Origin of the sequence: Candidatus Pantoea edessiphila, assembly GCF_002933315.1 — a bacterium.
Lineage (GTDB): Bacteria > Pseudomonadota > Gammaproteobacteria > Enterobacterales > Enterobacteriaceae > Pantoea_C.
The window spans coordinates 15,249-37,863 of record NZ_PDKT01000002.1; the positions used below are offsets into that span (position 1 = coordinate 15,249).

22 protein-coding genes, 1 tRNA gene and 1 pseudogene are annotated in these 22,615 nt (G+C 27.5%); 20 read left to right on the forward strand and 4 right to left on the reverse strand.

Annotated elements, in window-relative coordinates:
• Positions 1-23 precede the first annotated feature (23 nt).
• Complete coding sequence (efp, locus tag CRV12_RS01810; protein WP_136130939.1) at positions 24-590, forward strand: elongation factor P; 567 nt, start codon at positions 24-26, stop codon at positions 588-590.
• A 90-nt stretch (positions 591-680) separates the two neighbouring features.
• Complete coding sequence (gene epmA / locus CRV12_RS01815; protein ID WP_136130940.1) at positions 681-1,655, forward strand: elongation factor P--(R)-beta-lysine ligase; 975 nt, start codon at positions 681-683, stop codon at positions 1,653-1,655.
• A gap of 169 nt (positions 1,656-1,824) precedes the next feature.
• On the opposite strand, the gene CRV12_RS01820 is transcribed toward epmA, so the two are convergent.
• Positions 1,825-3,192, reverse strand: a complete 1,368-nt coding sequence (locus CRV12_RS01820) for a Do family serine endopeptidase (RefSeq protein ID WP_136130941.1) — start codon at positions 3,190-3,192, stop codon at positions 1,825-1,827.
• A 474-nt stretch (positions 3,193-3,666) separates the two neighbouring features.
• Here CRV12_RS01820 and zapE point away from each other — a divergent pair, with 474 nt between their 5' ends.
• From zapE to CRV12_RS01845, 5 genes are all read left to right on the forward strand, one after another.
• Positions 3,667-4,797, forward strand: coding sequence for a cell division protein ZapE (gene zapE / locus CRV12_RS01825; RefSeq protein ID WP_136130942.1), 1,131 nt, complete (start codon positions 3,667-3,669; stop codon positions 4,795-4,797).
• Positions 4,798-4,968: 171 nt separating this feature from the next.
• Positions 4,969-5,397 carry a 50S ribosomal protein L13 gene (rplM, locus tag CRV12_RS01830; RefSeq protein WP_136130943.1) on the forward strand — a complete coding sequence of 143 codons (429 nt, stop codon included), beginning with the start codon at positions 4,969-4,971 and terminating at the stop codon, positions 5,395-5,397.
• A 23-nt stretch (positions 5,398-5,420) separates the two neighbouring features.
• Positions 5,421-5,819, forward strand: coding sequence for a 30S ribosomal protein S9 (gene rpsI, locus CRV12_RS01835; protein WP_136130944.1), 399 nt, complete (start codon positions 5,421-5,423; stop codon positions 5,817-5,819).
• Positions 5,820-6,033: 214 nt separating this feature from the next.
• Positions 6,034-6,669 (forward strand): stringent starvation protein SspA, encoded by a 636-nt coding sequence (gene sspA / locus CRV12_RS01840; RefSeq protein WP_136130945.1) that lies wholly within the window; start codon positions 6,034-6,036, stop codon positions 6,667-6,669.
• A gap of 3 nt (positions 6,670-6,672) precedes the next feature.
• Positions 6,673-7,164 (forward strand): ClpXP protease specificity-enhancing factor, encoded by a 492-nt coding sequence (locus CRV12_RS01845; protein ID WP_136130946.1) that lies wholly within the window; start codon positions 6,673-6,675, stop codon positions 7,162-7,164.
• Between the two features lie 208 nt (positions 7,165-7,372).
• Here the strand turns inward: CRV12_RS01845 and CRV12_RS01850 are convergent, their stop codons facing one another.
• On the reverse strand, positions 7,373-8,038 hold the full coding sequence (locus tag CRV12_RS01850) for an ATP-binding cassette domain-containing protein (protein ID WP_158676342.1): 666 nt from the start codon (positions 8,036-8,038) through the stop codon (positions 7,373-7,375).
• Positions 8,039-8,101: 63 nt separating this feature from the next.
• Positions 8,102-8,650, reverse strand: a complete 549-nt coding sequence (gene kdsC, locus CRV12_RS01855; RefSeq protein WP_136130948.1) for a 3-deoxy-manno-octulosonate-8-phosphatase KdsC — start codon at positions 8,648-8,650, stop codon at positions 8,102-8,104.
• A 577-nt stretch (positions 8,651-9,227) separates the two neighbouring features.
• Between kdsC and CRV12_RS01860 the strand changes: the two genes are divergently transcribed.
• Entirely contained in the window at positions 9,228-9,485 is a 258-nt protein-coding gene (locus CRV12_RS01860; RefSeq protein ID WP_136130949.1) for a BolA family protein, read from the forward strand.
• A 55-nt stretch (positions 9,486-9,540) separates the two neighbouring features.
• Positions 9,541-10,794 carry a UDP-N-acetylglucosamine 1-carboxyvinyltransferase gene (murA, locus tag CRV12_RS01865; protein WP_136130950.1) on the forward strand — a complete coding sequence of 418 codons (1,254 nt, stop codon included), beginning with the start codon at positions 9,541-9,543 and terminating at the stop codon, positions 10,792-10,794.
• 39 nt (positions 10,795-10,833) lie between these two features.
• Here murA and ispB read toward each other — a convergent pair whose 3' ends face one another.
• Complete coding sequence (gene ispB, locus CRV12_RS01870) at positions 10,834-11,805, reverse strand: octaprenyl diphosphate synthase (protein WP_136130951.1); 972 nt, start codon at positions 11,803-11,805, stop codon at positions 10,834-10,836.
• Between the two features lie 192 nt (positions 11,806-11,997).
• On the opposite strand from ispB, the gene rplU reads away from it, so the two are divergent.
• From rplU to nusA, 11 genes and pseudogenes are all read left to right on the forward strand, one after another.
• Positions 11,998-12,309, forward strand: a complete 312-nt coding sequence (gene rplU, locus CRV12_RS01875) for a 50S ribosomal protein L21 (RefSeq protein WP_136130952.1) — start codon at positions 11,998-12,000, stop codon at positions 12,307-12,309.
• A gap of 12 nt (positions 12,310-12,321) precedes the next feature.
• Positions 12,322-12,579 (forward strand): 50S ribosomal protein L27, encoded by a 258-nt coding sequence (rpmA, locus tag CRV12_RS01880; protein WP_136130953.1) that lies wholly within the window; start codon positions 12,322-12,324, stop codon positions 12,577-12,579.
• Between the two features lie 94 nt (positions 12,580-12,673).
• Positions 12,674-13,678, forward strand: a pseudogene (gene cgtA / locus CRV12_RS01885) (Obg family GTPase CgtA); the annotation flags it as partial.
• 649 nt (positions 13,679-14,327) lie between these two features.
• Positions 14,328-14,804, forward strand: a complete 477-nt coding sequence (greA, locus tag CRV12_RS01890; RefSeq protein ID WP_136130955.1) for a transcription elongation factor GreA — start codon at positions 14,328-14,330, stop codon at positions 14,802-14,804.
• Between the two features lie 867 nt (positions 14,805-15,671).
• Positions 15,672-17,543, forward strand: coding sequence for an ATP-dependent zinc metalloprotease FtsH (gene ftsH, locus CRV12_RS01895; RefSeq protein ID WP_136131040.1), 1,872 nt, complete (start codon positions 15,672-15,674; stop codon positions 17,541-17,543).
• Between the two features lie 95 nt (positions 17,544-17,638).
• Positions 17,639-18,472, forward strand: coding sequence for a dihydropteroate synthase (folP, locus tag CRV12_RS01900; RefSeq protein ID WP_136130956.1), 834 nt, complete (start codon positions 17,639-17,641; stop codon positions 18,470-18,472).
• 2 nt (positions 18,473-18,474) lie between these two features.
• Positions 18,475-19,809: a phosphoglucosamine mutase gene (glmM, locus tag CRV12_RS01905; protein WP_136130957.1), complete on the forward strand. Its 1,335-nt coding sequence runs from the start codon at positions 18,475-18,477 to the stop codon at positions 19,807-19,809.
• A 133-nt stretch (positions 19,810-19,942) separates the two neighbouring features.
• Entirely contained in the window at positions 19,943-20,260 is a 318-nt protein-coding gene (gene secG / locus CRV12_RS01910; RefSeq protein WP_136130958.1) for a preprotein translocase subunit SecG, read from the forward strand.
• A 70-nt stretch (positions 20,261-20,330) separates the two neighbouring features.
• A tRNA-Leu gene (locus CRV12_RS01915) sits at positions 20,331-20,417 on the forward strand.
• A gap of 234 nt (positions 20,418-20,651) precedes the next feature.
• Positions 20,652-21,116: a ribosome maturation factor RimP gene (gene rimP, locus CRV12_RS01920; protein WP_241973764.1), complete on the forward strand. Its 465-nt coding sequence runs from the start codon at positions 20,652-20,654 to the stop codon at positions 21,114-21,116.
• A 10-nt stretch (positions 21,117-21,126) separates the two neighbouring features.
• Positions 21,127-22,614: a transcription termination factor NusA gene (gene nusA / locus CRV12_RS01925; RefSeq protein WP_136130960.1), complete on the forward strand. Its 1,488-nt coding sequence runs from the start codon at positions 21,127-21,129 to the stop codon at positions 22,612-22,614.
• The last annotated feature ends 1 nt before the right edge of the window (position 22,615 follow it).

Genomic DNA, 22,615 nt, shown 5'->3' on the forward strand with positions numbered 1-22,615 from the left:
TAATTTAATAATAGAGGACTGAAATGTTAACTTATTTTAGTAATGATTTTCGTATTGGATTAAAAATTATCTTTGAAAATGAACCATATGCTATAGAATCCAGTGAATTTGTTAAACCTGGCAAAGGCCAAGCATTTGTACGTGTTAAAATGCGTCGTTTATTAACAGGAGCTCGCATTGAAAAAACTTTTAAATCCACGGATTCACTTCAATGTGCAGATGTAAAAGATATCAACTTAATATATTTATATAATGACAATGATTTTTTTTATTTTATGCATCCTAAAAATTTTGAACATTTTCAAATTAATAAAAAAAATATGGGTGAATCCATTAAATGGATGCAGACAAATCTAGAATGCACTGTTACACTATGGAATAATACTCCTATTATCGTGCAACCACCTAAATTCATTGAAATAAAGATTATTAATACTGATCCAGGTTTAAAAGGAGATACAGTTGTTAGTGGTGGCAAATTAGCCACTTTAATCACTGGTGCAGTAATTAAAGTACCTTTATTCATAAAAACTGGAGAAATAATTAAAGTTAATACACGTTCAGGAGAATATGTTTCTCGTATTAAATAATAAAATTTTAGTTAAATTAGTTACATAAAAATCTTAATTATAATAACTTGAAAGAATTAGTTTGTTCTTTTTTAAAATGAGATATGCAATATGAATAAGCAATCAAATTGGCAACCTAGTATATCGATAGATAATTTACTTAAAAGAGCAAAGATTCTGTCTAAAATAAGACGTTTTTTTTCAATTAATGGTGTATTAGAAGTTGAAACACCTATTATAAGTAGAAAAACAACTACCGATATTCATCTTGTACCATTCAGTACGAAATTTATTGATAATTCCTTAAATGAAGAAGAATTTTGGTTAATAACTAGTCCTGAATACCATATGAAAAGATTATTAGCATTAGGTAGTGGACCCATTTATCAAATAGGACATAGTTTTCGTAACAAAGAGATTGGACGTTATCATAATCCAGAATTTACTATGCTAGAATGGTACCGTCCTAAATGCGATATGTTTTGTTTAATGGATGAAGTAGATAATTTATTACAATTTATTTTAGGTTGTAATGGTGCAGATTTTATTTCTTACCAAAATATATTTATTGATCATCTGAATTTAGATCCACTTTCCACTAATAAAAATCAACTTCTTGAAGCTGCAAGTAAATTAGGTAATAGCCATTTAATAACTCCTGAAAAAGATATTGACAGTATATTGATGATATTATTTATGATTGGTATAGAACCAAATATTGGACAAAAAAAACCTTGTTTTGTTTATAATTTTCCAGCAAATCAGGCAATATTATCAGAAATCAATAGTGCAGATAGTCGTATATCAGAAAGATTCGAAGTATACTATAAAGGTATAGAATTAGCAAATGGTTGTCTTGAATTAACTGATTTTCAAGAACATATTAATCGTTTCGAAGAAGATAATCGTAAACGAATCAATAGTGAATTACCGATATATCCAATTAATGATATGCTACTTGATGCCATTAAACATGGCATGCCTGTATGTTCTGGAGTTGCATTGGGTATTGATAGATTAGTAATGTTATCATTAAATGCAAATTCAATACATGAAGTTATAACTTTTCCTATAGATCGTTGTTAATAATTATTTTAATATACCAATTTTTTAGCATATAGCAAATAATTTATTTATATACCTAAATTTATATTAAAAATTTGTTATTTAAAATTGAATAGTTAGAAATAATTTTTATTTAAATTATTCAAGCGGATACATATTTATATATATCCGCTAAATTGAATATCAAAATTTATCTCAATAATAAATATATACTCTCATATTCTCTTATTATATTAAACATTAACATAGGAGGTCTACGTTCTATTATCTTGATAATATCATGAATTGTACGAGTACGTCTACGATTGATATTTATAATAACATCATTCTTTCTTAATCCTAATTTATAGGCCATTGTATCTTTTTCTATATTTTTAATTTTTATACCTTTATCGCCACTTTTTGTTGTTCCATTAACAAGAAGTACACCTTGTAATAATGGAATTGTACTTTTGATAATTGGTTTTGATTTTTTATTTTGAATAATAACCTTTATTTCTAAAGGTTTGCCATTACGCATTATTATTATATTGATACTTTTCCCAGGTTCTGTAATTTCAATAGCGATACGTAATTCACTACAATGATTTATAGATTTACCATTTATTGATACTATTACATCACCAACCTTAATACCTGCTTTTTGTGCAGCTGAATTTGGTAATATCTCTGAAACCAATACACCAAATTGATTTTTTAAATTAAAGGAATTCATCATATCAGAAGTTATTTCATTACATTTAACTCCTAATTGACCTCTTTTGATTTTACCGTATTTTATTAATTGTTTGGCAAAACTTATTGCCATATTACTTGGTATCGCAAAACCAATTCCTATATTTCCACCATTTGATGCTAATATAGCAGTATTTATACCAATTAGTTCACCATTTAAATTAATTAATGCACCTCCAGAACTGCCTCTATTAATTGAAGCATCTGTCTGAATAAAATTTTCTATCCCTTCTATATTAAGACCATTTCTACCTATTGCTGAAATAATACCGGCAGTAGCTGTTTGGCCTAATCCAAAAGGACTACCAACAGCTACAACAAAATCTCCTACGTTAATAGTATCAGAATTTGCTATTTTTATTTGAGCAAGATTTTTTGGTCCATTGATTTTAATCAGTGCTATATCGGTTGTTTGGTCACATCCAATTAATTGAGCAGTATATTCCCTGTCATCTCTTAATTTAATGTAAATTTTATGTGCTCCATTTATAACATGATTATTGGTTAATATATATCCTTTAGTTGAATTTATAATAACTCCAGATCCCAATCCTTCAAATGATTGAATATGATTATTAGTCTTTATTATGTTTGTAACTATTTTTGATGATTCAAATATATCTTTTCCCTGTGAAGAAATATCATTTCCTTCAACATAAACACTTACTACTGCAGATAATGTTTTTTCTAACATTGGAGCCAAACTAGGTGTGATATTACTTTGTTTTGTTATTGGCAAAGCAGCTATTGCGTTTAAAACAATAATAAGATTAAACCAGATAGTTAAAAACAATAAATTAAACAATCGCGTTTGCTTTTTCATTTCTACAACGCTCTCTTGCTGTAACGTAAAGTGGAAGACAAAATTTAATTTTTTAAATTAGATTGCTATATATAAAAGTTTAGATAACTAGCTTTGATATTCAAAATATCAGTAATATATATAATCACTTTTTATTTAAAAATATTTATTACTTAATTTTATTAAGAAGGAAAATGATCTTACTATACTTAACATTTAGTAATAAATTATTTCGATAAATATCTGTTAGTAAAATTTATTTCAATTATTATTTAATAAATTAATAATTTTATATCTTAATAATTATTCATTTTTAATGATATAATGTTTTATTTCTTATTATTTACATTTTTATATTATTAATAATATATCAATATAAAATTTATAAAAATTAAGAAACAAATTAGATTTACTGTTTAGTAAAATTATTTTTTAATTTATTAGTTTTATAAAAAATATTTCTAACAAAACATTTTAAAAATTTTTAGGAAAAAAATGCAACTTTCACCTCTAATTATTCTATACAAAAAAGAAATATTAAAAAATAATTTCAAATTTGATAATATTCAATATAAAACAATAAAATTATTAAACAAACTATATAAAAATTTATCGAATTATCAAAAAAATAAAAACTCTATTTTAAAAAATCTATTAAAATTTTTACCAAAATTCATGTTACATGATGTATCTAAAAAAAAAATAAGAGGAATTTATCTATGGGGTAATCCAGGATGTGGAAAAACTTGGATAATAAATTTATTTTTTCAGTCTATTCCTAAAAATCGTAAACTACGTTTTCATATACATGCTTTTCTAATATATGTTCATAAAAAATTAAAGATATTACAAGGCCAGGACAATCCGTTATTAATAATAGCTAATCAATTTAAATTGAATACAGATATTTTATTTTTAGACGAATTATATATATTAGACATTAGTGATGCTGTATTAATTAGCACATTAATTATGAAATTTTTTGAGAATGATATCATATTAATAATCACATCTAATGTACCTCCAAATGAATTATATCATAAAATGTTAAACAATAATTTTTTAGTAGTAATCAAAAAAATTAAAGAAAAATGTGATGTAATACACATGAATTCTGGAATAGACTATAGAAATATTCATTTTAATTCTATTTGTTTATGGAAATTTCCCTTGAATAATGAAACATACAATTATATGCATAGTATGTTTTATATTTTATCCGGTAATAAACTTAAAAAAAGTTCAATTTTAAGAATCAATTATCGTAATATAGAAATACTTGGTTCTAATAATGGAGTGTTATCAATCGATTTTCAATCTATTTGTGCTACTGAAAGAAATCAAAATGATTATGCTAAATTATCTCGTCTTTTTCACAGTATACTGGTTCATAACATTCCAATTATGATGTATAATAATGAGAATGAAGCAAGAAGATTTTTATCACTAGTTGATGAATTATACGAGAACAATATCAAATTGTTAGTATCTGCAGAAACTAACAAGCACCAAATTTATCAGGGCACAAAATTGAAATTTGAATATAAAAGATGTTTATCTCGTTTGCAAGAAATGCAAAGCGAAAAATATTTTAAATCACAAAAATTTGGTTTTACTGAAAAATAAAATTCGATTTTTATGTATTAATTCTTTATAATTACATGTTAATCAATTATCAACTATTATAGTACTGATATATTGAAGTAATATAATAACTACTCAACGTGAAGCCTAATATTTTATATAAATAATTAGCGTCTTACAAATATCTAATCTATATTTTAGGTAAGTTTTTTAATGAAAACTTTTATAGCTAAGCAAAAAACTATTAAACATGATAGTTATTTTATTGATGCATCTGGAAAAATTTTAGGTCGCTTAGCAACTGAAATAGCTTGTCGTCTAAAGGGAAAACATAAAGTAGAATATACTCCACATGTTGACAACGGGGATTGTATTATTGTTTTAAATGCTGACAAAATTTTAATAACTGGTAATAAACGTTCTAGTAAAATTTACTATCGTCATACTGGTTACGTAGGTGGTATTAAGCAGGCTACTTTTGAAGAAATGATGACTCGTTATCCTGAGCGTGTAATTAAAATAGCAGTTAAGGGAATGCTTCCAAAAAATAAGCTAGGAAGCATTATGTACCGTAGATTAAAAGTTTACAAAGGTAATAAACATAAACACTTAGCACAAAAACCGCAATTCCTTGATATTTAAATATAATAATTAGAGATAAGGCAATGACTGAAGTTCAACAGTATAGTTATGGAACTGGTCGGCGAAAGAGTTCATCTGCACGTGTATTTATTAAGCCAGGTAATGGTAATATTTTAATTAATAAACGTTCCTTAGAAGAATATTTTGGTCGTAAAAGTGCTTACATGGTTGTATTACAACCTTTAAATTTAGTTAATTTAACTAACAAATTGGATTTATACATTACCGTTAAAGGCGGCGGTGTTTCGGGTCAAGCAGGAGCTATTCGTCACGGAATAAGTCGTGCTTTAGTAAAATATGATAAAATTTTACATAGTGAACTTCGTACAGCAGGTTTTATTACTCGTGATGCTCGTCAAGTTGAACGTAAGAAGGTGGGTTTACGTAAAGCAAGACGTAGTCCACAATTTTCTAAACGTTAGTTAATATGTTCTTCTAAAAAAAGAGCATCAAAACATAAAAAAACCTGCTCTGCAGGTTTTTTATTTTTAAAATAAAATTTAATAAAAAATACATATAATTATTTTGAATAAAAATATATGATTTTTATAGAAACTATTTAGAACTAAAAATTATATAAGTAATTTTTAGTTTTTGATAAATTATCATAGTTTATTGATAATCATGGAGGTTTTAATGGCAGTAGCTGCTAATAAACGTTCTGTAATGACGTTGTTTTCTGGTCCTACTGATGTTTTTAGCCATCAAGTAAGAATTGTATTAGCTGAAAAAGGTGTAAATGTAGATATTGAACAAGTTAATATGGATGATCCACCTATAGATCTTATTAAATTAAATCCATATGGTACTGTTCCAACGCTTATAGATCGTGAATTAACTTTGTATGAATCACGTATTATAATGGAATATTTAGATGAAAGGTTTCCGCATCCACCATTAATGCCAGTATATCCAATAGCACGTGGAGAAAGCCGTCTGATGATGCATCGTATTGATCGTGATTGGTATAGCATTATGAATGCTATAGGAAATAACAACAATTATGAATCTCAAATAGCATCCAATAGATTACGTAAAGAAATACTAGAAATTGCTCCCTTATTCACTCGTACATCGTTTTTTATGAGTGAAGAATTTAGTTTAGTAGATTGCTATTTAGCTCCATTATTATGGCGTTTACCCTTAGTAGGTATTAATGTTAACGAAATATACTCGATACAAGAATACATGCAAAGAATTTTCAATCGTGATTCTTTTATTGCGTCTTTAACTGAAGTTGAACGTGAAATGTGTTCACAAATTAGGATTTAAATTATGGACAATTCAGCAATCACTACTATTCGTCCTTATTTAATACGTGCTTTCTATAATTGGTTGTTAGATAATCAATTAACACCTTATTTATTAGTTGATACAAATGTACCGAAAATTGAAGTACCGCTTGTACATACTACTAATGGACAAATTATATTAAATATTGAACCGAATGCTATAAAAAATTTACATTTAGGTAATAAGTATGTTTCCTTTAATGCACGTTTTAATGGTGTTGTACATTATATTAATGTACCTGTAACGGCAGTATTGGCAATATATGCTAGTGAAAATGGAATAGGTACTATATTCGACTCGCATGATGAATTGTTATCTGAAAAAAATTTAAATGTTCAGAAAGATATTAAAATGTCATTAATAGATAATGAATACCATGTAAATGGAAATAAAGATACTAAAAAAATCAGCGAAGATAAAGTTAATAAAAAATTTGGTAATAAAACACATCCTAACTTACGTATTATAAAATAAATTTTTAAATTAAAGTAAGTAATAAATGTTATCGATTGGAGTAGTAAAACATTCATATTAAATAATTAATAAAACAGTTATTATACAGGATTACTCAAATAAAAAATAATATTCTGATATTTTGATTAGTATATGCTAAGAATGTACTGTTCTCCTCCGGTACAATAAAAGTAATATATTCTCAATATTCATTTAAAAGAATATGATTTTATGATCTAATATTATTATCGATACGACCCGCTTTAATTGTATAAGTTCGTTTGCAAAATTCTAAAGTATCATTAAAATTATTATCAGTAATTAATATTCCTATTCCCATATTAATTGCACAATTGAGAATTTTTTTTACATGATTTGCAGAATTTATATCAATATTGGCGAATGGTTCATCGATTACAATAAATTTAGGATTTGAAGCTAATGCACGAGCAATTTCAACAATTCTCCTGTTACTACCTATTAATTCATGCCCCATCTTTTTACTTAAAAAATCTATCTTAAATTTTTTGATTAATTTAGCAGCATAATTCTTATGTTCTCCTTCTTTAATATCTTCACGAATTTGAAGTATAGACATTATATTATCATAAACACTTAATTGACGGAAAATTGATGGGTTTTTCGGCAAATAACCCATTCCTAGTCTTGTCCGATTATATAAAGACGACTCACCTATATCATGATTATCAATGGTAATTTTACCTTTATCAATAGTAGTGATTCCCATCAACATATAGCATACAGTAGTTTTTCCCGAACCATGAGAACCTAATAATCTAACTATTTCACCTGATCGTATATTTAAACTGATATTATCTATTATGTTAAGGCCTTGATATGTTTTAGTTAAATTTTCAGCTTTTAATATTGCCATAATTTGCATTAATATATTTTTATTAATCAAAATACGAATAAATATTACTATTTATTAAATTAATTATAAAGCAAATTTTTTTTGCGATATTAAAATTAAATCGCACAGTTCACGTACAGCACCAAGTCCACCAGTATTCTTTGTAATATAATGTGCATAAGACAGTAGTAATGGATGTGCATCTGGCACAGCTACACTTAATCCCACATCAATCATTACTGGTAAATCAATAACATCGTCTCCAATATAAGATACTTGGTAACTTAAAAGTGATAATTTATCTAATAAATCACGATAAGCTATCATTTTATCAGATTGACCATGGTAAACATGACTAATTCCTAGAGTTTTACAACGTTCTTTTACTAATTTACAATTACGTCCAGTAATAACTGCAACTTCTAAACCAGCAGTTAAAAGGCAACAAATACCGTAACCATCACGAACGTTAAATGCTTTCAGTTCTTCTCCTTTATTTCCTAAATATATTTTACCATCTGACATAACACCATCTACATCACATATTAATAATTTTACTTTACTTGCCCTATTCATAGTGTTTATATCTATAGGTCCATAACATGTTTCTATATTAGTGTAATTTAATTTCATTTTTTCCATATTATTAAAATAGCCAAATAAGCAATACATTAAGTTTTTTATACTATAGAATAATTACTACATTAATAATGTTATTATTATTTTTATTGTAAGAAGTGAAAAATTTTGTAAAAACTCATATTTATTACAAATAACAATAAAAAACTAATTATTAATAAAAATATCAACACTCTAGTTGATAAAATATAACCTGATATTATTCTTACATTTAGATCGTCATTGTAAATATTTTAATATGTTAAATAAAATTTATATAATATAAATATATAATCTGTAACAATCAGTGATCTTATATTATTGTTTTTAAAATTTCAACAAGAAATATTATATTAATATTTCTTGAAATTTTTTACATGAATTTGTAAAAGTAAATTCATGTATAAAATATACTATATTATTTATTAATGATATTAATAAATAATCAAATACTAACTAAATTTATGAGAGATTAATAAATATTGCATATTGACAAAAATATACAATATTGTTTAGATATAATTAGTATTTTATTAATTATAAATCATTAAAAATTCATTTTTATTTGAAAAAACCAAGTGAAATTAAAACAATGAAAGCCAGTGATATTGAGACATTACTAATAAAATCTGTACCTTTGGAAAAGGTGCGTGTAGAAATCGATAATAGCAAATACTTTAAAATAATAGCTGTTGGCAAAATTTTTAATAAACTTAATTATATTCAAAAGCAACAATTAATTTATAAACCATTAGCTAAATATATTTTAGATAATACGATCCATGCCGTTTCTATAAAAACTTATACTCCAGAAGAATGGCGACATAATAAAGAACTAAATAATTTTTAATTTATACTAGCAAGTACTATTATAATATATGATACTAACATCAGGTATATTATCAATGGAAAAATTTCGCATACAAGGACCAATGCACTTAAATGGCAAAATATCTATTTCTGGCGCAAAAAATTCAGCATTGCCTATTTTATTTGCTAGTTTACTTACCAAAGAACCTGTTGAAATTCAGAATATACCAAATTTAATTGATATTAATAGTGCTATAAAAATTCTAATTCAACTAGGTTCAAAAATTACGCGTAATAATTCGCTTTATATTGATAATAGCACAGTTAATACTTATAAAGCTCTTTGCCAATTAGTTAAAACTATGCGTGCTTCAATTTGGGCCTTAGGTCCGTTATTAGCACGGTTTGGTTGTGGTCATATTTTATTACCTGGAGGTTGTGCTATTGGTACGCGTCCTATTAATCTACATATTGATGGACTGATTAAATTAGGTGTTAATATAAATTTAGAAAAAGGTTATATTGAAGCAAAAGTTAATAATGAATTAAAGGGTGCACATATCGTTATGGATACAGTAAGCGTAGGTGCTACTATTACCATAATGATTACAGCCACATTAGCAAATGGTATAACTACTATAAAAAATGCAGCAAAAGAACCAGAAATTATTGATACAGCTAATTTCCTTAATATTCTTGGTGCAAAAATAAATGGTGCAGGCAGTGACGAAATTACAATTGAAGGTGTAAATAATTTATCAGGTGGTGTTTATCGTATTCTACCTGATCGCATAGAAACTGGTACATTTCTTGTGGCAGCTGCAATTTCAGGTGGCAGTGTAATTTGTTTTAATACATCCCCCAAATTACTAGATAGCGTATTATTAAAACTTTATGCTACAGGAGCAGATATTAAAATCGGTGAAGATTGGATTAGTCTTGATATGCATGGTAAACGTCCTAAATCAGTTGATATTTGTACTGCACCTTATCCTGGATTTCCTACTGATATGCAATCACAGTTTAGTTTGTTAAATATTTTAGCAGAAGGTGAAAGTATCATCAAAGAGACAATATTTGAAAACAGATTTATGCATATTCCAGAACTAATACGTATGGGTGCAAACGCTAAAATAAAAAATAATATTGTTATTTGTAAAGGAGTTAAAAAATTATCAGGAACTTCAGTAACAGCAACTGATTTAAGATCTTCAGCAAGTTTAGTTCTGGCAGGTTGTATTGCAGAGGGCACTACAATAATAAACCAAATTCATCACGTAGATCGTGGTTATGATCAAATAGAAACAAAATTAGTTTCTATAGGAGCTATGATAGAACGTATACAGTAATTGTTTACATTTATCATCTTGATTAAATACAATTAAATTTTATTGATATCTTTTTAATGAAAGATTTGCAATTGACTGCAAAGCGACATTCCATGGATTATTAGGTAGTATTTTTATTGCATTAATTGCTTTTTTTATTTCTTTTTCTGCTCTTTTGAGAGTCCACTCTAGTGAACCATGTTGTTTCATTATTTCTAAAATTGGTTTCATTAGATGAAGATTATTACCATGTTTAATTGCATCGTATATGATTTTTTTTTGTTCTAAAGAACTATACGTAATTGCATGCAACAGAGGTAATGTAATTTTACCTTCCTTTAAATCATTACCTGTGTTTTTTCCTAGTTCTTGATCGTTTGAGTTATAATCTAAAATATCATCAATTAACTGAAAGGCAATGCCCAAATGAAGCCCATAATTTTTTAGGGCTTTTTCTTGTACTGGATTAGCATTTGCAATAATAGCAGAAGTTTGTGCTGTAACTTCAAATAAACAACCTGTTTTTTTATAAATGATGTTTATATAGTCTTCTTCAGAAATGTCTATATTTCTACAATTAATTAATTGTAGAACTTCTCCTTCAATTATTAGATTTATTGCTTTAGATATTAAAGATATGATCTCTATTGAACCTATACTAGCCATCATTTGAAAAGCTTTAGTATAAATAAAATCTCCCACTAATACGCTAAATGAATTACCAAATTCTATATTAGCTGTAACTTTTCCACGACGCATATACGATTCATCAACTACATCATCATGAAGTAACGTAGCTGTATGAATAAATTCTATCAATGATGCATTAGTTATATGTAATTTACCTTTATATCCAATAGAACGTGCTGATAGTACTGCTATCATAGGACGTATACGTTTACCTCCACTATTAATTATATAAGATCCCAATTGATTTATAAGCGAAATATTTGATGTTAATTGATTAGTAATAATTTTATTAACATCAATCATATCTTTTTCAATAAGTTTGTTAATTTGTTTTAAATTCATTTTTCTCATCAATTAAATGTTATGCAAATAATATGGTATACCAAAATTATTGTTAATATTATGTTTAATTTATTTTTTAAAGATTGTTTAATTATAATATTGTTTTAATCTGATTGTTTGTGTAAAATTTAATTTTTTATCGAACATCAATATTCTAAGTTATCTGATTAAATAATTAAAGGTGAAATTTATATGTATGCTGTTTTTCAAAGTGGTGGTAAACAATACAAAGCAATTGAAGGTAAAATCATTCGATTGGAAAAGTTAGATCTTGAAACTGGAAATTTTATTCAATTTAATGATATTTTAATGATTTCAAAAGGTGAATACTTAAAAATTGGTACACCATTTATCTTAAACAGCAATATTAAAGGAGAAATTATTGCTCATGGACGGGATAAAAAAATTAAAATAATTAAATTTCATCGTCGTAAACATTATAGAAGAAAACAAGGACATCGTCAGTGGTTTACCGATGTGAAAATTATAAATATTAATATTTAAAGGATATAAAAATTGGCACATAAAAAAGCTGGCGGATCATCCAGAAATGGACGGGATTCGCATTCAAAAAGATTAGGGATTAAACGTTTTGGTGGAGAATTTGTTTTAGCAGGTAATATAATTATCAGACAACGAGGAACTAAATTTCATGCTGGTAACAACGTAGGGTGTGGTCGAGATCATACCTTATTTGCTTTGGTAAATGGAGTTATTAAATTTGAAGATAAAGGCGCAAAAAATCGCAAATACGTTAGCGTTATTAATCAATAAAATATTTATATTCAATTAATTAAATTTACTTTTTTATTGGTTTTAGTTATACGCTATCTAAAAATAGAAAATAGTTACATGGTAGAAATATATTATGAAGTTTATTGATGAAGCAATCATTTTAGTCATTGCAGGTAATGGAGGTGATGGTTGCGTTAGCTTTCGACGTGAAAAATATATACCAAAAGGAGGACCTGATGGAGGTGATGGAGGCGATGGAGGTAATGTTTATCTTATAGCCGATGCAAACCTAAATACATTAAGTGATTTTTGTTTTAAAAAAACTTTTTATGCTGAAAATGGAAAAAATGGTAGTAGTAGTAATTGTCGTGGAAGAAAAGGAAGAGATTTAATAATCAAAGTACCGATAGGTACTAGTGTTATTGATTATGATACCAAAGAAATTTTAGAAGATATGATATATCACGATCAAATATCAAAGATTAGTAAAGGCGGTTGGCATGGTTTAGGTAATGCCCGTTTTAAATCTTCTGTTAATCGCTCTCCTTACCAAAGGACTATTGGTTCTAAAGGAGAAAGACATAATTTGTATCTTAAATTAATGTTATTAGCTGATGTTGGAATAATTGGCTTACCAAATGCTGGTAAATCAACATTGATTCGTAATATTTCTGCCGCAAAACCAAAAGTAGCAAGCTATCCATTTACTACTTTGATACCTACTTTAGGAGTAGTTAACGTAGATAATAAACGTTTTGTTGTCGCTGATATTCCAGGATTAGTAGAAGGCGCTGCGCAGGGAATTGGTTTAGGAATAAATTTTTTAAAACATATACAGCGTTGTAGATTGTTAGTACATTTAGTAGATATTACAAATATTAACAATCCAAGTAATTTAATTAAGGATATAAATATTGTAATAAATGAACTGAAAAAATACAATGAAAACTTATTTCAAAAACCACGTTGGCTAGTATTCAATAAAATTGATTTAATAGAAACAACAAAAATGAATCTAAATATTAAGACTATTATTCAATCTTTAAAATGGCAAGATAGATATTATTTAATTTCTAATTTTAATAAAACAGGAATTAACGAAATGTGTCAAGATTTAATGAAATTTATTAACCTAAATTATTAAAAGGATCTAAAAAACTAAATAAATTATAACTTATATTATTTGAATATTGAACAATATTTTTATTTGTGCATTTTATATTACTTTAATTAATATAAAATTAAAATATATTAACTTTATCTCTACACCACTAGTATCTATTTAGTGGTAAATAGCTTACGATCATATCATATTAAAAATAAATTTGAAAACATTTTAACTTAATAAATCAATATGTTCTGAATTTATTTAATGATTTCAAAATAATTTAACAATATCATCTTCTGATTAATAGTTCTTTTTTGGTAGTGCGATCTTTGACTATACGATATATAATAATAAGAATAATTTTAGTGTATAATGCTAAATTAAAGATTAATTAAAAAACAATACTTATACTTATAATATTCAACTTTTACAAAATATCAATGTAATTTTAAATATCATAAATTCTAAAAATTATATTACTTTTTTTAAAATATTTTTTCAATTTATTTTAAAGAAATCATTTTTTAATTAACATGATTTATAATTGTTCTAGAAAATGATTTTTTGTTATTTATAACGCTCAATTTAAAGGAGACGTAATATGCTCTTAAAAATTACTTCAATAACTACTGATCAGGAGAAATAATTGATATAGATGAAAAGATGGGGAAATTATTAAATGAATCAAATTCCAATGACTTTAAACGGTGTTGAAAAATTAAGAGAAGAATTGAATAAACTTAAAACAATAAAACGTCCACGAATAATCGCTTCTATCGCTGAAGCACGTGAGTACGGAGATTTAAAAGAAAATGCGGAATATCATGCTGCTCGTGAGGAGCAAGAATTTTGTGAAAGTCGTATTAAAGAAATTCAAATAAAATTATCTAATGCTCAGGTAATTGATATAACACAATTACCAAAAACTGGACGTGTTATTTTCGGTGCAACAGTAAGTGTACTGAATCTTAGTACAGATGAAAAATTTACATATAAGATTGTAGGTGATGATGAAGCTGATTTCAAAAAAAACTTAATATCTATAAATTCACCTATGGCACGTGGTTTAATTAGCAAAAAATCTAATGAAACTACAATGATTAAAACTCCAGGTGGTGATGTAAAATATAAAATTTTAGATGTTGAATATCTTTAAACATTAATTTTTTAAAAAAAATGAAAATTAATGTAAGACATTACAAAAAGGCTGCAATAATGCAGCCTTTTTGAATAATTAATTTATTCTTTTGTTTTTCTAAGTAAGATACTTTAAATAAGTAAAATTATGTGATTTTTTTAATATTAATAGATTATAAAATGTATTTTATTTATTTTAATTTACAATTATTTAATAAAATTTATTATAAATGTACTTAAAAATTTAAATTAGTTTTAATTTTTTCTACATAAGGGATTGAAAATGTATGGTTCTATCGCCATTTCGATTTTATGATCTTAATAAAAAATTGGTAGTTGAAATAAATTAATAATCTTAAAATTTTTATACTATATTAAATAGTTCAGTATTTAAATAGTTTAATAAAACTAAATTTTTATAAAAATTAAATGTAAAAACTGTACATAAAACTTAATTTTTTATCTATCATGGTAGTAACTGTGATAAACAGCACTATTTAAAAAAAATTTGATAATTTATATAATAAATTTTTATTATGATTACTACTAATAAAACAAGTATATTTTTTTATTGAAGATTATTTTATTAATATTTAATTTTAGGATTATTTAAGTAAAAACAGTTTAATAATAAGAAAAATTATTTAAAAATATTATGCTAACTGAAAACTATAAATATAGCTCATTTGCTTAATTTGAAAAAAGTTAATATAAAGAATCAAAACATATTAAGATGTATATCAATTACATTTTAATTAGTTAAGCAAAAATATAAATTTATGCATAAGTAGGTAATATCAACTGCGATTCTATAGGTATAAAAGGATATGATAACCTACTATATCTGTTAACATTGTTGTAATATGAGGTTAATCCTTTGAGTGATATGGTGAAAAACCTAGTTCTTTGGTTAGTCATCGCGATCGTGTTGATGTCTGTATTTCAAAGTTATGGGCCAAATGATTTAACGGGTCATAAAATCGATTATTCAACTTTCTTATCGGAAGTTAATCAAAACCAAGTCCGTGAAGTTCACATCAATGGGCGTGAAATTAATATTGTTAAAAAAAATCATAAGAAATATGTAACATATATCCCTGTTAATGATTCTAGATTACTTGATAATTTACTTACCAAGAATATTAAAGTTTCAGGTTCTCCTCCAGAAGAACCAAGCTTATTAGCTTCGATATTTATATCTTGGTTTCCAATGATACTACTAATAGGAGTTTGGGTTTTTTTCATGCGCCAAATACAAGGTGGTGGTAGAGGTGCAATGTCATTTGGTAAAAGTAAAGCACGTATGTTAACCGAAGATCAGGTAAAAACTACTTTTGATGATGTTGCCGGTTGTGATGAAGCAAAAGAAGAAGTTAGTGAATTAGTTGACTATTTACGTGAACCAGGACGTTTTCAGAAATTAGGTGGTAAAATTCCAAAAGGTATACTTATGGTTGGTCCTCCTGGTACTGGTAAAACCTTATTAGCCAAAGCAATTGCTGGTGAAGCAAAAGTACCTTTTTTTGCGATTTCAGGTTCTGATTTTGTAGAAATGTTTGTAGGAGTAGGGGCTTCTCGTGTTCGAGATATGTTTGAACAAGCAAAAAAAACAGCGCCTTGCATCATTTTTATTGACGAAATTGATGCAGTAGGTCGTCAAAGAGGTGCAGGTTTAGGTGGAGGTCACGATGAACGTGAACAAACATTAAATCAAATGTTAGTTGAGATGGATGGTTTTGAAGGAAATGAAGGTATTATAGTTATTGCAGCAACAAATCGTCCTGATGTTCTTGATCCCGCATTACTTCGTCCTGGTAGATTTGATCGGCAAGTTGTAGTAGGATTACCTGATGTACGCGGTAGAGAACAAATTTTAAAAGTTCATATGCGTCGTATACCACTTTCATCTGATGTAGATCCTACTATAATAGCACGTGGTACTCCAGGATTTTCTGGTGCAGATTTAGCTAATCTTGTTAATGAATCAGCTCTTTTTGCTGCAAGATTAAATCAGAGAGTTGTATCTATGTCTGAATTTGAAAAAGCTAAAGATAAAATCATGATGGGTGCAGAACGTAGATCATTAGTCATGACTGAATCTCAAAAAGAATCAACTGCATATCATGAAGCAGGACATGCTATTATTGGTCGTTTAGTACCAGATCATGATCCAGTACATAAAGTCACTATAATTCCTCGTGGTCGTGCTCTTGGTGTAACTTTTTTCCTTCCAAAAGGAGATGAAATTAGTATAAGTAGAAAAAAATTAGAAAGTCAAATATCTACACTTTATGGTGGTAGGTTAGCTGAAGAAGTAATATATGGTATGGAATATGTTTCTACAGGTGCATCAAATGATATTAAAATAGCTACTAATTTAGCTAGAAATATGGTAACTCAATGGGGATTTTCTGAAAAATTAGGTCCTTTATTATATGCAGACGAAGAAGGTGAAATATTTTTAGGGCGTTCAGTAGCTAAGGCTAAACAAATGTCTGATGAAACCGCTCGTATTATAGACCAGGAAATTAAATATTTAATAGATAGCAATTATAAACGTGCTAGATATATCCTACGTGAAAATATAGACATATTACATGCAATGAAAGATGCTCTAATGAAATATGAAACTATTGATGCATTGCAGATAGATGACTTAATGGCAAGACGTGAAGTACGTCCACCAGCTAGTTGGAAAAAATCAAATGATATAAAATTCCAAAATACAAGGAATATAGAAAATAGGATAAATGATTAAAGAATGATAAATAATATTTTTTGTTTGAAATAAATTAATATATTTTAAGAGTTAATTAGCTATTGAAAATTTATTTATACTAAGGTTTTATTATTGTGCAATTGTTTTCTAAAGATTGTTGTCTAGATTTATCTTATACTAATATTATGGGTATTTTAAATATTACACCTGATTCTTTTTCAGATGGAGGTAAGTATAATTTATTATGTAATGCTTTGGTTCATGTTGAAAATATGATTAATGCTGGAGCTAATATTATTGATGTAGGTGGAGAATCAACTAGACCTGGTGCTAATAATGTTGATGTCGGAGAAGAACTAGATCGTGTAATTCCTGTAATTGAAGCTATCAAAAAAAATTTTGATGTATGGATTTCAGTAGATACATCTAAACCTGAAGTAATGTATGAATCTTTAAAAATAGGTATTCATATAATTAATGATATTCGTTCATTACATACAGATAGAGCACTTAAGGTAGCTGCTTTAGCCAATATTCCAGTTTGTCTCGTACATCAGCCAATTGCGTTATTATGTTATAATCAATATAATTTTGGAGATATTATTGATGAAGTGGATGTTTATTTTTCTAATCAAATTAGTCGTTATGAACAAGCAGGAATCAAAAAAAATAATATAATTCTTGATCCTGGATTTGGTTTCGGGAAAAATATTAATCAAAATTATCAATTATTAGCTAATATAAACAAATTTCGTCATTTTGATTTACCATTATTAGTAGGAATATCACGCAAATCAATGATTGGTAATTTATTGAAAATCAATCCATCAGATTGCTTAATAGGAAGTATATCTTGTGCAGTTGTTTCTGCACTACAAGGTATTCAAATTATTCGAGTACATGATGTTAAAGAAACTGCAGAAGCAATGACTATAGTAAAGATTGTACAAAACTATAAAGGAATGTAATTATGGGTAATCTCAAATATTTCGGTACCGATGGGATACGCGGTAAAGTGGGAGAATTGCCAATTACCCCTGATTTTGTTTTAAAGTTAGGTTGGGCAGCAGGAAAAGTACTTACAAGACATGGATCAAAAAAAATAATTATAGGTAAAGATACACGTATTTCCGGTTATATGTTGGAATCAGCACTAGAATCTGGTTTATCTGCTGCCGGTTTATCCGCAGCTTTTACTGGTCCAATGCCAACACCAGCCATTGCTTATTTAACTCGTACATTTAGAGCAGAAGCCGGTATTGTTATTTCTGCATCACATAATCCTTATAATGATAATGGTATTAAGTTTTTTTCTTCAAAAGGTACTAAATTACCTGATTATGTAGAAGAATCTATTGAATTAGAGATGGAAAAACCAATAACATGTGTTGAATCATCACAGTTAGGTAAAGCAAGTCGTATTGTTGATGCAGCTGGTCGCTATATTGAATTTTGTAAGGGAACATTCCCAAGCAATTTAAATCTTAATGGATTAAAAATTGTTGTTGATTGTGCAAATGGGTCTACTTATCATATTGCACCTAATGTGTTAAGTGAATTAGGCGCTGAGATTATTCCTATCGCTGTAAAACCAAATGGTGTAAATATAAATCAAGATTGTGGTACATCTAATGTTTATATGTTGCAACGCGTTCTTTCAGAAAAAGCTGATATAGGTTTATCTTATGATGGTGATGGTGATCGTATTACAATGATTGATCACTTAGGATGTAAAGTAGATGGTGATCAAATTCTTTATATAATCGCACGTGAGGGTTTAAGACAAGGTAATCTACGTGGTGGAGTAGTAGGTACTTTAATGAGTAATATGGGATTAGAAATTGCACTGAAGCAATTAGGAATTTCATTTGAACGTGCAAAAGTAGGTGATCGCTATGTTATTGAAAAAATGAATACAAAAGGATGGAGGCTAGGTGCTGAAAATTCTGGTCATGTAATTTTACTAGATAAAACAACTACTTGTGATGGAATTGTTGCTAGTTTGCAGGTACTTACTGCCATGATTCGTAATCAAATGAGCTTACACGATTTATGTAGTGGAATAGACATGTTTCCTCAGGTTTTAATAAACGTTCATATACCTAGTAATAATGATGTTCTAGAAAAAAATGATATAAAAAATTTAACTAGGGATACAGAAAAAGAGTTATCTGGATGTGGTCGCGTATTATTAAGAAAATCAGGCACTGAACCGCTTATTCGCGTTATGGTAGAAGGTAGAGATAAAAAACAGATCACTGAATTAGCTAATCGTCTTGTAGATCAAATCAAATTAAATATTTAATTTGATACAATTAAAATTACTTTATTATATATCATCTTTTCTAAATAAATATTGCAGAAAAATAGTATGTTTGTTAGAATTATTTTCATAAATTTATGAAGACTGTATAATTATTTCTGGATATTATTTAGTTATGTACTTATCTCTTTTAATATTTTTCTTCACTATATCTATTACTTTTATATCTTTAGTGATGTTTCAGCAAAGTAAAGGTGCTGGGATAGAAACTTCTTTTAACTCAAGTACATCAGATATAATTTTTAATTCGATTACTTCTAATAGTTCATTGAATAAAGTTATCTCTATTTTAGCTGCTTTATTTTTTTTAATCAGTTTAATCTTAAGCAATTGGAATAGTAATAATATTTTAAGTAAAAATGAATGGGAGAACTTATCCGCACCTGTAAAATCACAGAATATAAAAATACATCATTCTTCTATTAAAAAATAATTGACTTAGTATTATACTATAATTGTTTATCTTACTTGAAAAAATATGTTAATTTTACGTAAAAAGCAATACCGAGGTGGTGGAATTGGTAGACACGCTACTTTGAGGTGGTAGTGCCTGTTTTGGTTTGCGGGTTCAAATCCCGTCCTCGGTACCAATATATATTTAATATTATGTTATAATTTTTAATTTATAAAATATATTTTGTAAATATTAGGTCTTTATTTTTATATAATGTATTTAATTTTAGTAAAGGAGGTTATTTGTTATTTTGGAGCATTTATCATTTAGTGAACTAATAACAAAAAACCCCTGCTGATGGGGTTTTTTGTTATTAGTTCACTAAATGATATCGAAAATAACCCTTTTATTTATGTCTTGGGGGATAATTTTGTCCAAATTAAGAAATAACTTAATAAAGTTGGTATCAGAAATAATAGAAAATCTTGGATATCAATTCATTGGTATTCAATTTATCAAAAATCATGTATCAATTTTCCGTATTTATATTGATAAAGAAAATGGTGTTAATATAAACGATTGTGCAAATACTAGCTACCAAATAAGTAAAATAATAGACACAAAGAATCTAATTAGTACACCTTATAATCTCGAAATATCATCACCTGGACTAAATCGTCCTTTATTTACTGTAGAACAGTATTTAAAATTTTTAGGTAAAAAAGTAAGTTTATTATTATATGTAGCTATTCAAAACCGTCGCAAATGGAAGGGAATTATCAAATCTGTTAAAGGAGATATTATTACGGTAAATGTTAAGGGGCATGATAAAGTATTTGCTTTTAATAATATCCAAAAAGCAAACTTAGTTCCCTGCTTCCAAAATCCGGATTGAGAAAACCAAAATGAACAAAGAGATATTAGCTGTTGTAGAAGCCGTTTCTAACGAAAAAGCTTTACCGCGTGAAAAAATCTTTGAAGCACTCGAGCGTGCATTAGCTACTGCAACTAAAAAAAAATATGAACAAGAAATAGATGTACGAGTTAGTATTGATCGTAAAAGTGGTGATTTTGATACTTTCCGTAGATGGGAAATAGTACAAGAAGTATTACAACCAACGCGTGAAATAACACTTGAAGCAGCTCAATTTGAAAATAAAAAATTTAATTTAGGTGAATATATCGAAGATCAAATAGAATCTGTCACTTTTGACCGTATTACTACTCAAACTGCTAAACAAGTTATTGTACAAAAAGTACGAGAAGCAGAACGTGCTATGGTAATTGATAAGTTTCGTGCACAAAAAGGTGAAATGATTACATGTACAGTAAAGAAAATTAATCGTGATAGTATTTCTCTGGATTTGGGAAATAATGCTGAAGCTATAATTTTACGTGAAGATATTTTACCACGTGAAAATTTTAGGCCGGGAGATCGTATTCGTGGAGTATTATATTCTATCCGTCCTGAAGCAAGAGGTGCTCAACTTTTTATTACTCGTTCTAAACCAGAAATGTTAATTGAACTTTTTCGTATTGAAGTACCTGAAATTAATGAAGAAATTATTGAAATTAAAGCTGCTACTCGTGATCCAGGTTCTAGAGCCAAAATTGCAGTTAAAACAAATGATAAACGCATTGATCCTATAGGTGCTTGTGTTGGTATGCGTGGTGCACGTGTTCAAGCAGTTTCTAATGAACTAGGTGGAGAGAGAATTGATATCGTATTATGGGATGATAATCCAGCACAGTTTGTTATTAATGCCATGGCACCAGCAGATGTAACATCAATTATAGTTGATGAAGATAAACACACTATGGATATTGCTGTTGAAACAAATCATCTTGCACAAGCAATTGGCCGTAATGGTCAAAATGTTAGGTTAGCTTCTCAATTGAGTGGTTGGGAATTAAATGTAATGACTATTGAAGATTTACAGGCAAAACATCAAGCTGAAACACATGAAGCAATTGATATATTTACTAAACATCTTGATATCAATAGGGATTTTGCAATCACTTTAGTCGAAAAAGGTTTTTCTTCTTTAGAAGAATTAGCATATGTACCTGTTAATGAAATATTAGAAATTGGGGGATTAACTGAAGAAATTATCAAAAATTTACGTAAACAAGCTAAAAATGCATTAATTACCTTGGCACTAGCTAAACAAGAAAGCATTGGTATTCATACGCCAAACCAAGATCTTTTAAATTTACAGGGCCTAAATCGTACTATAGCATTTCGTTTAGCATTAAAAGGTATTTCAACATTAGAAGCTTTAGCTGAGCAAAGTATTGATGATTTAATTGATATTGAAGAACTCAGTAAAACACAAGCTGGTGCATTAATTATGGCTGCACGTGATATATGTTGGTTTAGTAATAAAGCGTAAT

What these genes read in the sequence shown, in the direction of transcription:
- efp (WP_136130939.1), top strand. Translation starts at nt 24, where the DNA reads ATGTTAACTTATTTTAGTAATGATTTTCGTATTGGATTAAAAATTATC.
- epmA (WP_136130940.1), top strand. Translation starts at nt 681, where the DNA reads ATGAATAAGCAATCAAATTGGCAACCTAGTATATCGATAGATAATTTA.
- CRV12_RS01820 (WP_136130941.1), bottom strand. Translation starts at nt 3,192, where the DNA reads ATGAAAAAGCAAACGCGATTGTTTAATTTATTGTTTTTAACTATCTGG.
- zapE (WP_136130942.1), top strand. Translation starts at nt 3,667, where the DNA reads ATGCAACTTTCACCTCTAATTATTCTATACAAAAAAGAAATATTAAAA.
- rplM (WP_136130943.1), top strand. Translation starts at nt 4,969, where the DNA reads ATGAAAACTTTTATAGCTAAGCAAAAAACTATTAAACATGATAGTTAT.
- rpsI (WP_136130944.1), top strand. Translation starts at nt 5,421, where the DNA reads ATGACTGAAGTTCAACAGTATAGTTATGGAACTGGTCGGCGAAAGAGT.
- sspA (WP_136130945.1), top strand. Translation starts at nt 6,034, where the DNA reads ATGGCAGTAGCTGCTAATAAACGTTCTGTAATGACGTTGTTTTCTGGT.
- CRV12_RS01845 (WP_136130946.1), top strand. Translation starts at nt 6,673, where the DNA reads ATGGACAATTCAGCAATCACTACTATTCGTCCTTATTTAATACGTGCT.
- CRV12_RS01850 (WP_158676342.1), bottom strand. Translation starts at nt 8,038, where the DNA reads ATGGCAATATTAAAAGCTGAAAATTTAACTAAAACATATCAAGGCCTT.
- kdsC (WP_136130948.1), bottom strand. Translation starts at nt 8,650, where the DNA reads ATGAAATTAAATTACACTAATATAGAAACATGTTATGGACCTATAGAT.
- CRV12_RS01860 (WP_136130949.1), top strand. Translation starts at nt 9,228, where the DNA reads ATGAAAGCCAGTGATATTGAGACATTACTAATAAAATCTGTACCTTTG.
- murA (WP_136130950.1), top strand. Translation starts at nt 9,541, where the DNA reads ATGGAAAAATTTCGCATACAAGGACCAATGCACTTAAATGGCAAAATA.
- ispB (WP_136130951.1), bottom strand. Translation starts at nt 11,805, where the DNA reads ATGAATTTAAAACAAATTAACAAACTTATTGAAAAAGATATGATTGAT.
- rplU (WP_136130952.1), top strand. Translation starts at nt 11,998, where the DNA reads ATGTATGCTGTTTTTCAAAGTGGTGGTAAACAATACAAAGCAATTGAA.
- greA (WP_136130955.1), top strand. Translation starts at nt 14,328, where the DNA reads ATGAATCAAATTCCAATGACTTTAAACGGTGTTGAAAAATTAAGAGAA.
- ftsH (WP_136131040.1), top strand. Translation starts at nt 15,672, where the DNA reads ATGGTGAAAAACCTAGTTCTTTGGTTAGTCATCGCGATCGTGTTGATG.
- glmM (WP_136130957.1), top strand. Translation starts at nt 18,475, where the DNA reads ATGGGTAATCTCAAATATTTCGGTACCGATGGGATACGCGGTAAAGTG.
- secG (WP_136130958.1), top strand. Translation starts at nt 19,943, where the DNA reads ATGTACTTATCTCTTTTAATATTTTTCTTCACTATATCTATTACTTTT.
- nusA (WP_136130960.1), top strand. Translation starts at nt 21,127, where the DNA reads ATGAACAAAGAGATATTAGCTGTTGTAGAAGCCGTTTCTAACGAAAAA.